Raw genomic sequence first — 12,202 nt, forward strand, 5'->3', positions numbered from 1 at the left:
CATGTCAACAGCAACTTGTCAAGTTTGTCAAAATCAAACCGGTAACCAGGAATTTACGGTTAAAGAGCACATGTTTGGTACGCTGGAGGCTTTTCCTTATCTCCGGTGCTCACAGTGTGGGACCATACAGCAAATTGATCCCCCGCAAGACCTTTCTCCCTATTATTCTGATAAATATTATTCATTTGTCTGCCTAAATCAGTCAAACAGCCTAAAAAGGGTGCTAAAGAAGATTAGGTTAAGTGCCTACCAGCTTTTTCCCATTAAAGCACTGGAGCCGGTTTATGGGGCATGGTTTAGAAAGCTTAACCTGAACTATGACGATAAAATCGCCGATATAGGATGTGGGTCTGGTCAGTTGATTTATGAACTCTATTGTGGGGGTTATAGGGATTTGACGGGGTTTGATCCCTTCATGAAAAGCCCAGCCCAAATCAATGAAAGTGTAAAGCTTGAAAGGAAATCCGTTTTTGAGATCGATGAAAAGTATGACTGTGTGATGATGCACCATGCCTTTGAGCACATGGATCGTCCTTTGGAGGTGCTTCGGCAGGCTCACAGGATATTAAAACCCAAGGGGCAGTTGATAATCAGAATCCCGGTCGCAGATGCAGAGGTGTGGAAAAGATACGGTGCGGAGTGGGTCCAATTGGATGCGCCCAGGCATCTTTTTATCCACAGTGAGCAAGGCATGAAAATGCTCGGTGAATCAGCCGGGCTCACCTTGGGAAGTGTAATTTACGACAGCACATCCTTTCAGTTTTGGGCCAGCGAATTGTGCAAAAGAAATATAGCCCATTACCAAGCTGATCCTTTGGAGCATTTTGATAAAGAAACCCTCAAAGCTTGGGAAAAAGAGGCGATGAAACTGAATAAAGCCAAGAAAGGGGATCAAGCCGCCTTTTATTTTAGGAAGCTTTAAGCCCACCTTTGAAAGGTTCGCCCCTGGAACACTTTTCGTTGAAATTGGGTTTTTCTAGGTTGAATTATAGAAAATAATCGGTGAGGTGGTTAATTATTGAATTTGAGGCCTTTACTTTGTAGTGTGGAAGACAGGAGACCGAAGACCGAAGACGGAAGAAAATCACGAAATATGCCAAATACTTCAGGAGAAGAAAAGTTGAAAGTAGCCATATTGGGAGCCAAGGGGTATCCTTATGTGTATGGGGGCTATGATACCATGGTGAAGGAGCTGGGGGAAAGGCTGCAGGAGCGTGGGGTGGAAGTGACCGTATATTGCCATAGTGCTTTATTTGATGAACAACCTGAAGAGGTGAACGGCATCAAGCTTAAGTATCTTCCGGCCATTGAGACCAAGAGCCTCACACAGCTTACCCATTCTTTTCTCTCCATGGTGCACGCCTGCTTTACCGATGTGGATGTGATTTTTGTAGTGAATAGTGGAAATGGCCCCTTTGGGATGATTTCACGGATTTTTAGAAAACCCACTGCTATCAATGTGGACGGTCTGGAGTGGCTCAGACCCAAATGGAAGGGCTTGGGCTCCAGGTATTTCAAATTTGCCAGCCGTCTGGCCACCAAGCTTTATGACCAAATAATCAACGATTCCGATGAGATGCAGCGCGTGTACAAGGAAATGTTCAACGCCCAATCGGAAGTGATTGCCTATGGAGCAAATCCCTCGCTGATGGCGGACCCCAATAGAATTGAAAAGTGGAATTTATATCCGGAAGGGTATTTTCTAATTGTGGGCAGGTTGGTGCCTGATAATAATGCCGATCTGCTGATAGAGGGCTTTGTTAAATCAAATTCCAAGCGCAAACTGGTCATTGTGGGAGATGTTCCCTTTCAGGATGACTATGTGGATAAGTTAAAAAGCATTGATGACAAGCGCCTGCTGTTTACCGGATACGTAAGGGATGCTGAGGATCTGGCTGCCCTGTACCAAAACAGTTATGCCTATATACACGGCCATGAATATGGAGGCACCAATCCTGCGATGCTTAAAGCGCTGGGTTTTGGTTGTGCTATTTTGGCCCTAGATACACCGTTTAATAGAGAGATGCTGCAGGATGGAGAGCATGGCTGGTTTATTAAGAAAAACACACTGGCCGTGGCCGAATGCATAGCCAACTCCGAATCAGCCCCTGCCGCTATGGAGCAGCTGAGAAAAACCTCCCGCAATGGGCTTACCGAAAAGTATGATTGGGAAATCGTGACGGATAAGTATTTGGAGGTATTCCAGCGACTATCAGGAAAAAGGGTTACTGTCCCACGAAAGGTAAGCCAAGTGGATCAGGTGGAAAAATGATCATGAGGTATTGAAGCATAGGATATAATATTTTATAAATTGAAAAAGGCTCTTAGTAATACTAGGGGCCTTTTTCAGTTTTTGCACTTTTTTTGGCTTTCGATATTTGAGTTAATTTAGTATTGAGGTGGTTTGGATTATTCTAAATCATTTTATAAAATGCAACTAATTACAGTTACATATTCCTTCCGATTTTCATTATAATGAAATGGTTAGGCTTCTTAGTTATTTCGGTTTTAAGGAAGTTAAGAAGGGTAAGACCTCAGGATCAAGAGTTAAATTCGAGAATGGGGATGATGTAACAATAATGCTTCATAAGCCACATCCTAGCCGAATTATGAAGAATTACCAAATGCGTCAGATGAAAGAAATTTTGGAGTTATGAAATATCTGGATTATAAAGGTTATACGGGAAGTATAGAATACAGCCCTGAAGACAATTTACTCTTTGGACAAGTACTAGGTCTAAGGGGACTGATTTCATATGAGGGCGAAACAGGAAAGCATTTGGAACAGGATTTCAGAGATGCTATTGACACATATTTAAATGAATGCAAAGCCTCAGGAAAATCCCCTGAGAAACCATTCAAAGGAAGTTTTAATGTAAGAATATCACCGGCTTTGCATCAACAAGCAGCTCTTCTGGCTATGGAAACCAAGGTTTCATTAAATAATTTTGTAGCCGAAGCAATTAGATCTCGAGTGGGTAAAGAATCGGTTTAAATTTTTCATTTTTTATTAGTAGACCTAAGATCTTATATCTAAAATTTAAAGGCTCTCCGTATCTCTGAGAGCTTTTTTTGTTTACTTGTATTGCTAAGGATGTACGTGGGCCTTATCCTTGCCCAACACCTTGCTTATGTAGAGGTAGTGATAGACCAGGTGAGTGTATAAAATCACCTATTTCTTTGGGAGTTAAAAACTTTATCCCTAAATTGTTCAGCGTGTATTAACCATTTCCTCTATGAAAGCAATTTTTCTTGTTCTTCTTCCTATCAGCCTGCTTCAGACAGAATTACTGGGGAAGTGGCAATTGGTCTCTTTTGAAGCCTTTTCTAGCATAATTTCTTCCCCTCGATACTTTGAAGCCAGTGATGAAGAAAGAATTAGGGTTGAAAATACTTTTCAAATGGTATTGGATAATACCTACTATCATTTTGACAAGGACACGGTGATATTTTCGGATTACAAGGAAAATCAAATATTTGAGAAAATGGGGCGGTGGCATGTAAAGTCAGATACACTGTACATCAATGACCTTTCGAAGATCAAGACTTATAAATTTTTCATTAAAAAAGTGAACTCTGATAGTTTGGTTATGAATCTTATTCATAGGAATGGGGATGTGAGTAAGAATGATATGGTTTTTGTAAAAAATAAAGAACATTAAATGAAAGCTTTTACTTTGCTCTTATTACTGATCATTGACCCTACATTGATTCTGGGTGAGTGGAAGATAGTTTCTTATCCGGCCTATGAAAAGCTGATCAGTTCTCCCAGAACTGGGGACTTGGATCCTGATGATTACCTAAAGAGCCTTGATATTTATAATCTTTATATGGACTCTACCTATTACCTGTTTACCAAAGACACCCTGTATTTTACAGATATGAAGGAAGGATCAATAGTTCCTAAGATAGGGAAATGGCATTTGGATAAGGATACTTTGGTTATCAATGATTATAAAAAGATTGCTACTTATAGGTATTTGATTGTGAAGCTGGATAATGAAGAATTGTTGCTCAAGGGGATTCTAGAGAATGGAATTGTAGCAAAAACTCCTAGGACATTTAAGAGAGCAAATGAAAATTGAATAAAGGACTGAAGACCGAAGACGGAAGACCGAAATAGGAAGTCCGGATCATAAGGGACATAACTTGTCCCGAGGAGCTTTTCGTGGATCGGGAGAGTTACTTTGAGTTTTAATGGAGTTTCGCAGAGTTAAAGTGTCTAGTAAAATTAGGACTTGACATCGAAAGGGACATACGGTTTTTTACAGGGGCTTGGAAGCTCGCCGGCTTTCAAAAAATTTTAAGATAAATGGATGGTTAATAGTTGATGGATAGGCTCGGTAAGGTTTGTGTTTTTGTTATTTTTTTGTTTCAGGTTTCCTGCATTGATGAGATCCGCATCAATGTGCCTGAGCAGGAAAGGAAAATAGCCGTGGATGGCTGGGTGTCCAATGACCCCAACATGACCTATGTGAAGGTCTACTAGCCTGCCGCTTTTCAGTCCGGCTCTTTCAACCGCTATACCGACAGGCCCGAGATCAGGCGGATGTATGTGGAAACCGAAACTGCGGGGCGAAATATCGAGTTTGAATTTTCCCTGGCCCTGGATTCCCTTGTAGGGAGTTATCTGCCGGTGGGTGATTTTGAATTGGATGAAAATGAAAGGTATCGGTTGAATTTTATCCTTCAGGACAGAACGCACTACCAGTCCACCTGGCAGGAAGTGGCGCCGGCGCCTGAGATAAAGGATTACCATTATCAAGGAGAGGAAAAGTTGGTGTTTATCAACCCTGTTTTTGGAGAGGCTTTTGGCCAAAATCAAATTTCTAGAATGTAGATGTGGATTTGATAAGAAAATCAGAGGATTCGTATGGGTATTATATGAAAACATCTGGGATGGAGGAGGTACATACGCAATTTGATCCTGAAGCTCCCCCCAATAGAATGTAGATGTACCTGCTATTTGTTTTTTACTTATTTGGATGCGAAGATCAATATTGAACCCTATCCTACAAACATTGCTTTGGGGGAAAGTGGAAGATTTAACGTGGTAGCCTTACCCATGAATAGGCTGGGAAGATTTTTCGTAGAGATTGATATTTATGCCCTAAATCCATTCCAAACCACCTTCTTGGCTTTAATTGAAGAGCAGCAAGTCAATACGGGCAATATTTTCGATGCGATGCCCTATAACCTGGTAGGCAACATTGTTAATCTTTCGGATGAGTCCGATAAAGTGCTAGGCACATTTTCAACTGCCCATCATAAATACGATTACAGAATGGTGAACCGAACCAATTATTATTCAGCTAACCGCGATTTGGCATATAGGGTGGAAACATTGCCTATCAGCAATTATTGCGTAGCCTACTACACCGAAGGAACCATGGAAGTGCCCAAGCCTTTCCAGCAGATTATATATGACCATTGAAAAATGTACTAGGTACTAAGTACGATGTATTTGGCAGGTTTAAATGGATTCTTGGTAGGATATCCTTCTTTTAGCGTGGTGATAACCTCTGAAATTTTTTACCTATAAGTTTAGGAAAATTAAAAGTTTTATACCTATCTTCGTTCAAAGAAAAAAATATGAAAAGATTATTACCATTGATTTTTGCCGTACTTCTATTGGTTTCCTGTCAAGAAAATGGAGAACCAGTGATCCAGGAGGAGGCAACTGAGGAGCTTGTGTGGGAGTTTTCCTATACCATTGATGGGGTGGAATATACCGGCAATTCCGTAAATGGAAATGGAACAGGGGTTCTACAAGCTTATTACGTTTCTCACAAACCCACCTTTGAGGAGTATGATTCACTGTTCTTCATGGTTTCAACAACTATGAGAGAAAGATCAGGTGATGGAAGTTTGAAAGTTATATTAGGTAAAAAGTATCTAAAAGAGCAATTAAAAATCAGAACCGGGAATCATTATACGCTATATGAGGAAGATAGAAGGGATTTTATTCAAGAGGGTATGTATCCTTTTTCCTTTGACTATGACAGACACAATTCCCAAGATGGGGTAGCTCTAGAATTGGCTATGCTAGATGAAAACGAGCATCGCCATATCCTCACTACACATTCTACCGCCCCCTATGGCTTTGAAACTCTGGTAAATGATGATGCACAAGCTGATTCAAGTTTTGAGATTCTCAAAGTGGGCACTACTCCAAATGGAAATACCTATATAGAAGCAAAATTTGAGGCTACCGTTTTTGGTTTTGAAGGCAATGGTGTTAAAACCAGCATTCAGAGAGAAGTTACCAATGGCTTTGTCAGAATGCCTATAAGTTATATGGATTATTGAAATGATGCTTTTACTACTTTGTACTAGGTACTAAGTACTATGTACAAAGTAGTTTAAAGTAATATTAACGTTATTTATTTTAATTTTAGTTGCTCCATCAATAATTTACCCATTATCCACGAGGTGGATAGATCGTAATCTCGCCGTGAATACTTAGTACTTAGTACATCGTACTTAGTACCCATTTTTTCTTCTACATTAAAACCTAAACATCGTCACCGACTTATTCATCCCAAGGAATTTTTCCAGGTAAACCTCCCCGTCAGGGAATAGGGTTTTCATTTCCTGGATGCTCAGGAGGCGGATTTCGTCGAGGTATTGGCGAGCCATGGAGGGCTCCCAGCGATTGAAGCGGCTGAGTTTTGTTTTGGTAAGGATGTTGAAGGCCAGGCCTTTTGGCACAAACTGAAAAAGTGGAAGGGCATAGTGGGGCTCGATGACAAAGTTGCGGTTTGGCGTCTGCACAAAATAACTCTTCCCTACCCTACTGATTTCCTTGGCCATTTTGACCTGATTTTCCCAGGAGTAGAGGTGCTCAATCACGGAGTTGGAAAAAACCAAATCAAAGCTGTTGTCGCCAAATTCAGGCATATGGGTGGCATCACCGGCCAGAGCCCTGAAGTTGGGCAGGTTAACGGGAAATTCGATCAGGTTCAATACCGTAATTTCAAGGTTTCTTTTCTTGAGGATGCTTTTTCCCTCCCAATAGGCCTGGGTGCCCCCCACATCTAGAACCCTGATTTTTTGATTTTCAGGAAATTTTTCTTCCACCAGCTTCTCAAAGAACCTAAACCGCTCCTCCCTGAATTTCTTACCCAGCGAGCCGTCTGTTTCTGATGAGGCTAATAGAGATTTTATTGGTAGCATTTTTTGTTGGTTTGGAGCCTTGCGGCCAGAGGACCGAAGACGGAAGACCGAAGACGGGAATACTTTCGGTCTACGGTCTCCGGTCTTCCGTCTTATCAATTTCCAAATATCGCAATAATTGGCGGTCAAATTGCAGGAATGGGTTGACAAATCTGTGCGGATTAATCAAAGATAATGGTAGTGAGTCATCAATATTTGATTATTTTTGCATTGAAATCTAACTAGGTTTTCATAAAACCTTGAAAGAACAACATTGAATTACCCTGCTTGTGCGGGAACAAGTCGGTCTGGATTTTTATGGCTAAACGCTTCTATAAAAATTTCCCATGGCTTTTTAGCCTGGGAGATGCTTTCATAATTGTACTGTCACTTTTGCTTTCGAAAGTGATCCTAGGCTCTATTTTTAATACTGAGCTTTCTTCGGATGTATTTTACCTCGGGTTTCTGATGGTATGGCTGGGCGTGACCCTGTTTAGGAAGGATTACAAACTCGGCAGGACGACAGACTACAGCCAAACCCTGAAGCAGCTTTTTGGCTCCGTGCTCTGGTTTGTGGCCATCATCTCGGTATTGTGGGTGTTGTTCCAAACCTATCACCTGAGCAGGCTGTATCTTTTGATCAATGTGCACATGATGCTTATCTTGTTGAGTGTGTACCGCGTGGCTGTGCATATTGCCCTGAAGCAATACCGCATCAAAGGCGGAAATTACAGAAATGCGGTGATCATTGGTAAAGGTGGGGCCAGCAACCGATTGGCCCAAATGCTTTCGTACCGCAGGGATTTTGGGATCAACTTTCTGGGTTATTTTGATGATGCCTTTACCTGTATGGAAACGAAAGGCAAGGTATCTGATTTCTTTGATCAGGCCGAACAGATGGAGCTTGACCTCATCTACATCAATGAAAATCTGGAAGCGGATAAAATCAAGCAGATTATCAATTACGCCGACGATAAGTGCATCAAGGTGAAAATTATTCCTGATAAGAGCCTTCAACTTGAAAAAAACCTTTCCTTTTCGAAATACGGTGACTTTTTGGTCATTAATGTCAACGACATTCCACTGGACAATGTAGTCAACCGTTTTGCCAAAAGGGCTTTTGATATTATTTTTTCTTCTCTGGTGATCGTGTTTATTCTGAGCTGGCTGATTCCTTTGGTGGGTTTGTTGATAAAGTTGGAATCCAAGGGGCCTATATTTTTTATCCAGGAGAGGAATGGGGAAAACAACCGGGTATTTAGGTGCCTGAAGTTTCGCTCCATGACACCAAACGACTATGCCGATACGCAGCAGGCGATAAAGGATGACCCGCGGGTGACCACCATTGGGGCGTTTTTGAGAAGCACTTCGCTGGATGAAATGCCGCAGTTTATCAACGTGCTTTTCGGTGAAATGTCCATCGTGGGGCCTAGACCGCACACGGTGCCGATGAACCAGACTTTCAAGCAGAGCATTGAGAAGTATAACACGCGTCACAAGATCAAACCGGGTATTACCGGCTTGGCGCAGGTGAAGGGCTATCGTGGGGAAATCGAGATGCCCTACCAAATCCGGTCCAGGGTGAGGTTGGACTATTTCTACATCCAAAACTGGTCTATCTGGCTGGATCTCTCCATCGTAGTGAAAACGGTGCATGAGTTGATGTTTAATAGGGAGAATGCGTATTAGGAGACCGGAGACGGAAGACAGAGGGAAAAGGGACACAGAGTTCCACTGAGTTTTAAAGGAGTTTCACAAAGTTTCCTTCTTCGCGGAGACAAATGGGTCACCCGCCACGGCGGGCAGGCAAGGGCACCAAGTAAAAAAATAAGTTGCACAAAGTTTATTTTAAGTAGCTCTTTGACTTACCTGCCGGCCCCAATGAACGCAGCGAATTGGAAGGCTCCCGAAAGTAAAAAACGGTCAATGGCAGAACAACCTCCGCATTGCCCCGAACAGGACTTGTCCTAGAAATACTTAGTACTTGGTACCTGGTACTTTGTACCCTTTAAAAATACCAAACACGTTAAAAATCTTATTTTAGCGCTTAATTGTACTACCCCCCATGAAACAATTCCAAAAAGTACTAGTAGGTCTTGACCTTACGGAGATGGACCAGATCCTGATAGAGAAGACAGGCAAATTGGTGGACCTGTTGGGCATTGAGAAGATTTATTTTGTCCATGTGGAAAAAGATTTGGCTTTGCCAACAGAGGTGACCAAAACCTATCCAGACCTGCTGGCGCCCGTGGATGAGGCCATAGAGAGGAGCATCCGAGAGAAAGCCCAGAAGTTTATCCCCGCAAAGGTGGAGATTGATATCAGCGTGAAGGAAGGAGATCCCATGGCTACCATCTTGAGGTGGTCAAAGATCAAAAACATCGATCTGCTGATTATGGGGCGCAAAATTGTGCTGGAAGGAAGCGGTACGCTATCAAAAAACCTTGCCCAGAAGGCTCCCTGCTCGGTGTTGTTTTTGACCGAAAACCTGAAGGTCAAAGAAATAGATAATTTCTTGGTGCCGGTGGACTTTTCCGAATATTCCCACCTTACTCTTAGCCTGATGGAGGAATTGGCGCAGAAGTTTAAGGCCAAAATCACTTGTCTGCACATTTACGAGGTGCCAAAGGGGTACTATAAAACCGGCAAATCCTATGAGGAATTTGCCCAGATCATGCTGAAAAATGCCCAAAAGGAATACGGGGAGTTTATCAGAAAAAACAAGTTGCCTGAATACGACTGTAAATATGTGCTCAAGGAGGATAAACATGCCTCCAAGTATATTCTGGAAATTGCCAAAGGTCTGGAAACCGACATGATTCTGATGGGTAGCCGAGGAAGAACAGATTCCGCGGCATTGCTGATTGGGAGTGTAGCCGAGAGGTTGGTGCATCTCAATTATGAGATTCCGATGCTGATCTACAAGACAAAAGGGGAAAACATGGGCTTTTTGGAGGCATTGTTTAAAGTGTGATCCATGCCCGATTACGCCAAATACTATATAGCAATTGTACCGGAGGGTGAAATCCAGGAGAAAGCTACAGGGCTGAAATTGGCCGTCAGGAATAAGTTTAACTTCAAATATGCCTTAAAATCTCCTGCGCACGTGACGCTAAAAATGCCATTTCGGTACAATGAGGCAAAGGAGCAACAACTGATAGGGAAGTTATCCACATTTTTAGCCGAGCAGCCGGCTTTTGAGCTAGAGCTTAAGGGGATTGGCCGTTTTGGGCGGCGTGTCCTCTACATCCGCGTCAATCAGCCCCCTGAATTATTGAAGTTGCAGCAGGAGCTGGGGCAGTTTTGCAAGCGGGAACTGAAGACCATAGAAGAACTGGCCGACAAAGCTTATAATCCCCATATGACTGTAGCTTCCAAAGATGTGAAAGATGCACGATTTGATGAATGCCTGGCGTATTTGAAGGAGACAGGTTTTTTTGAGCGCCTAAATGTGGATAAAGTGGCGCTGTTGAAAAAGGGAGACAGGAACTGGGAGGTGGTGGTTCAAATTGTACTAGGTACCAAGTACCATGTACCAAGTATTTCTAGCGATTGACGTAGTAATCAATCCTCAGACGTTTCTTATTTATCTATGAAACCTGCCAGGTCTCGTGATTTTTGCTAGACTGGCAGGTTTTTTTTTCCTTCGTACCTCGCACCCCTAATTTCGTCCTTTCAAAGTTACTTCCTGGTGTATACCAAAAAGTCTCCATGAGAACGATGGCCACCGTTTGAAAGGCTGTTGTCATTCCGCAAGCCTAATACTTCAAAATTGTCAACACCGTAAATATACAAGTCTACATATGCCCGATTCGAACCTTCCTCACGATCCAATATAGCTTCGTATTGATCACTATCAAAAGTTAGAATAAGCTGTCTGACCAGCATTGGGTCAAACCTGTCATCAGGATCAACTGGAACTGTTTCATAAGTTCCTGAAAGTTCCATTTCTGCACGTGTGCTGAATTTTGAAAAAGTCCCATTTTCCCTGAAATGGTAGGTTTCGGTAAAATCAAGTTCGGCTGCTGTGATCACTTCTGTGGAACGCACAGGAGTCAACTGCTCAAGTTTCCACTCCCCAATCTCAGTCAATACGGTTGGGTTATCATCGTTTTGGCAAGCGGCCAAGATTAATACGGCAAAGGCCAATAATAGAAGTTTTTTCATTTATGGTAAAGTTTAGTCTAAGTATTAGGTTAGCCACTAAGGCGTTAAGGCGCGAAGTTTTTTCCTTTTCTTACTTTTAACCTTTCACTTTTTACAAGATCTAGAGAATATAAATACCTGCGAAAAGGTTAACCATAAAGGTGGGAAAACGCAAAGAAAGGAGGGTTATTTTTTATAAATATATATCGGTCCATCTCTCCAGGCGAACCCAGCATTTGAAAGGGTGCCATCGGGGTGGAGGGAAAGCTCTTCAGTTTCGTTGCTGCCATAAAACACATGAAACTGATGTTCTTGATTCCAGCCACTGACATCTTCCGCATTAAGCAAATTCTCTAATTCATCAGGGTTAAAGGAAAGCCTTAAATTTTTTACATGATTGACGTTGTCGCCAATGTCAGGGATGATTTCCTCAAAGGTTCCGGATAATTCCGATCCCAATACTGTATTAAACTTGGTGAAAGTACCATCAGCTCTGAAGGTGTAGCTATCTGAATAATCCATTTCATCCACAGAAATCATATCATCAATCCAGTTGCTTCTAAATCCCTGAAGCTCCCATTGGCCTTCAACGGATGTTTCAGTGGTGATGCTGTTGTCTTCCTGGCATGCGCTAAAAAGAATTACTGCTATCAAACCTGCAAATACGGAGTATTTCATCATCATAAAATTTAGTTGTAAAGACCATACGGTTTATTGCCCAAATCCGCTACAATAAAAGTAGGGATATTATCTTTTATTACCTAAGGTTTCCGTAATTGATAAGTTTGGGGATAATGAACTCACCAAATTATAGAGTGCTTTCCAAAGCTCCGTTAGGAGCGGCCGATCTACTGGCCCTGGGGTTTACCCCAGGGATCTGGAAGTCGGAGCGGTCGCATAG

Annotated in this window: 16 protein-coding genes; 13 read left to right on the forward strand and 3 right to left on the reverse strand. The window is 42.2% G+C overall.

All coding sequences use genetic code 11. The annotated features are described in order from the left end of the window. The first annotated feature begins 1 nt into the window (after nt 1). From KI659_RS05415 to KI659_RS05460, 10 genes are all read left to right on the forward strand, one after another. Nucleotides 2–922, forward strand: coding sequence for a class I SAM-dependent methyltransferase (locus KI659_RS05415; RefSeq protein WP_213944344.1), 921 nt, complete (start codon nt 2–4; stop codon nt 920–922). A gap of 171 nt (nt 923–1,093) precedes the next feature. Continuing rightward, nucleotides 1,094–2,272, forward strand: coding sequence for a DUF1972 domain-containing protein (locus KI659_RS05420; RefSeq protein WP_213944345.1), 1,179 nt, complete (start codon nt 1,094–1,096; stop codon nt 2,270–2,272). 208 nt (nt 2,273–2,480) lie between these two features. Further along, a complete protein-coding gene (locus tag KI659_RS05425; protein ID WP_213944346.1) occupies nt 2,481–2,657 on the forward strand; it encodes a type II toxin-antitoxin system HicA family toxin in 177 nt (58 codons plus the stop codon). Beyond that, complete coding sequence (locus KI659_RS05430) at nt 2,654–2,995, forward strand: type II toxin-antitoxin system HicB family antitoxin (RefSeq protein ID WP_213944347.1); 342 nt, start codon at nt 2,654–2,656, stop codon at nt 2,993–2,995. The genes KI659_RS05425 and KI659_RS05430 overlap by 4 nt, the downstream gene beginning before the upstream one ends. A gap of 241 nt (nt 2,996–3,236) precedes the next feature. Continuing rightward, nucleotides 3,237–3,662 carry a lipocalin family protein gene (locus tag KI659_RS05435; protein WP_213944348.1) on the forward strand — a complete coding sequence of 142 codons (426 nt, stop codon included), beginning with the start codon at nt 3,237–3,239 and terminating at the stop codon, nt 3,660–3,662. Then, the gene (locus tag KI659_RS05440; protein WP_213944349.1) at nt 3,663–4,085 is read left to right on the forward strand and encodes a hypothetical protein; all 423 of its coding nucleotides are present in this window, start codon (nt 3,663–3,665) and stop codon (nt 4,083–4,085) included. A gap of 245 nt (nt 4,086–4,330) precedes the next feature. Beyond that, on the forward strand, nt 4,331–4,489 hold the full coding sequence (locus tag KI659_RS05445; RefSeq protein WP_213944350.1) for a DUF4249 family protein: 159 nt from the start codon (nt 4,331–4,333) through the stop codon (nt 4,487–4,489). 66 nt (nt 4,490–4,555) lie between these two features. Next, nucleotides 4,556–4,840: a hypothetical protein gene (locus KI659_RS05450; protein ID WP_213944351.1), complete on the forward strand. Its 285-nt coding sequence runs from the start codon at nt 4,556–4,558 to the stop codon at nt 4,838–4,840. 141 nt (nt 4,841–4,981) lie between these two features. Further along, nucleotides 4,982–5,434: a hypothetical protein gene (locus KI659_RS05455; RefSeq protein ID WP_213944352.1), complete on the forward strand. Its 453-nt coding sequence runs from the start codon at nt 4,982–4,984 to the stop codon at nt 5,432–5,434. Nucleotides 5,435–5,592: 158 nt separating this feature from the next. Further along, nucleotides 5,593–6,309: a putative periplasmic lipoprotein gene (locus KI659_RS05460; protein WP_213944353.1), complete on the forward strand. Its 717-nt coding sequence runs from the start codon at nt 5,593–5,595 to the stop codon at nt 6,307–6,309. A gap of 198 nt (nt 6,310–6,507) precedes the next feature. Here KI659_RS05460 and KI659_RS05465 read toward each other — a convergent pair whose 3' ends face one another. Next, complete coding sequence (locus KI659_RS05465; protein WP_213944354.1) at nt 6,508–7,176, reverse strand: class I SAM-dependent methyltransferase; 669 nt, start codon at nt 7,174–7,176, stop codon at nt 6,508–6,510. Nucleotides 7,177–7,473: 297 nt separating this feature from the next. On the opposite strand from KI659_RS05465, the gene KI659_RS05470 reads away from it, so the two are divergent. The 3 genes from KI659_RS05470 (at nt 7,474) to KI659_RS05480 (ending at nt 10,711) form a co-directional block, all read left to right on the forward strand. Next, nucleotides 7,474–8,844, forward strand: coding sequence for an undecaprenyl-phosphate glucose phosphotransferase (locus tag KI659_RS05470; RefSeq protein ID WP_213944355.1), 1,371 nt, complete (start codon nt 7,474–7,476; stop codon nt 8,842–8,844). A 376-nt stretch (nt 8,845–9,220) separates the two neighbouring features. Next, nucleotides 9,221–10,129, forward strand: coding sequence for a universal stress protein (locus KI659_RS05475; RefSeq protein WP_213944356.1), 909 nt, complete (start codon nt 9,221–9,223; stop codon nt 10,127–10,129). 3 nt (nt 10,130–10,132) lie between these two features. Beyond that, nucleotides 10,133–10,711, forward strand: a complete 579-nt coding sequence (locus KI659_RS05480; protein ID WP_213944357.1) for a 2'-5' RNA ligase family protein — start codon at nt 10,133–10,135, stop codon at nt 10,709–10,711. Nucleotides 10,712–10,836: 125 nt separating this feature from the next. Here KI659_RS05480 and KI659_RS05485 read toward each other — a convergent pair whose 3' ends face one another. Both KI659_RS05485 and KI659_RS05490 read right to left on the reverse strand, forming a co-directional pair. Further along, entirely contained in the window at nt 10,837–11,322 is a 486-nt protein-coding gene (locus tag KI659_RS05485) for a membrane lipoprotein lipid attachment site-containing protein (RefSeq protein ID WP_213944358.1), read from the reverse strand. A 165-nt stretch (nt 11,323–11,487) separates the two neighbouring features. Next, the gene (locus KI659_RS05490) at nt 11,488–11,985 is read right to left on the reverse strand and encodes a hypothetical protein (protein WP_213944359.1); all 498 of its coding nucleotides are present in this window, start codon (nt 11,983–11,985) and stop codon (nt 11,488–11,490) included. Nucleotides 11,986–12,202 lie beyond the last annotated feature (217 nt).

The organism is Litoribacter ruber, assembly GCF_018449405.1.
Lineage (GTDB): Bacteria > Bacteroidota > Bacteroidia > Cytophagales > Cyclobacteriaceae > Litoribacter > Litoribacter ruber.

Excerpts from the sequence above, each read along its gene's own strand:
- KI659_RS05415 (WP_213944344.1), top strand. The coding sequence starts at position 2 with ATGTCAACAGCAACTTGTCAAGTTTGTCAAAATCAAACCGGTAACCAG.
- KI659_RS05420 (WP_213944345.1), top strand. The coding sequence starts at position 1,094 with ATGCCAAATACTTCAGGAGAAGAAAAGTTGAAAGTAGCCATATTGGGA.
- KI659_RS05425 (WP_213944346.1), top strand. The coding sequence starts at position 2,481 with ATGGTTAGGCTTCTTAGTTATTTCGGTTTTAAGGAAGTTAAGAAGGGT.
- KI659_RS05430 (WP_213944347.1), top strand. The coding sequence starts at position 2,654 with ATGAAATATCTGGATTATAAAGGTTATACGGGAAGTATAGAATACAGC.
- KI659_RS05435 (WP_213944348.1), top strand. The coding sequence starts at position 3,237 with ATGAAAGCAATTTTTCTTGTTCTTCTTCCTATCAGCCTGCTTCAGACA.
- KI659_RS05440 (WP_213944349.1), top strand. The coding sequence starts at position 3,663 with ATGAAAGCTTTTACTTTGCTCTTATTACTGATCATTGACCCTACATTG.
- KI659_RS05445 (WP_213944350.1), top strand. The coding sequence starts at position 4,331 with ATGGATAGGCTCGGTAAGGTTTGTGTTTTTGTTATTTTTTTGTTTCAG.
- KI659_RS05460 (WP_213944353.1), top strand. The coding sequence starts at position 5,593 with ATGAAAAGATTATTACCATTGATTTTTGCCGTACTTCTATTGGTTTCC.
- KI659_RS05465 (WP_213944354.1), bottom strand. The coding sequence starts at position 7,176 with ATGCTACCAATAAAATCTCTATTAGCCTCATCAGAAACAGACGGCTCG.
- KI659_RS05470 (WP_213944355.1), top strand. The coding sequence starts at position 7,474 with ATGGCTAAACGCTTCTATAAAAATTTCCCATGGCTTTTTAGCCTGGGA.
- KI659_RS05475 (WP_213944356.1), top strand. The coding sequence starts at position 9,221 with ATGAAACAATTCCAAAAAGTACTAGTAGGTCTTGACCTTACGGAGATG.
- KI659_RS05480 (WP_213944357.1), top strand. The coding sequence starts at position 10,133 with ATGCCCGATTACGCCAAATACTATATAGCAATTGTACCGGAGGGTGAA.
- KI659_RS05485 (WP_213944358.1), bottom strand. The coding sequence starts at position 11,322 with ATGAAAAAACTTCTATTATTGGCCTTTGCCGTATTAATCTTGGCCGCT.
- KI659_RS05490 (WP_213944359.1), bottom strand. The coding sequence starts at position 11,985 with ATGATGATGAAATACTCCGTATTTGCAGGTTTGATAGCAGTAATTCTT.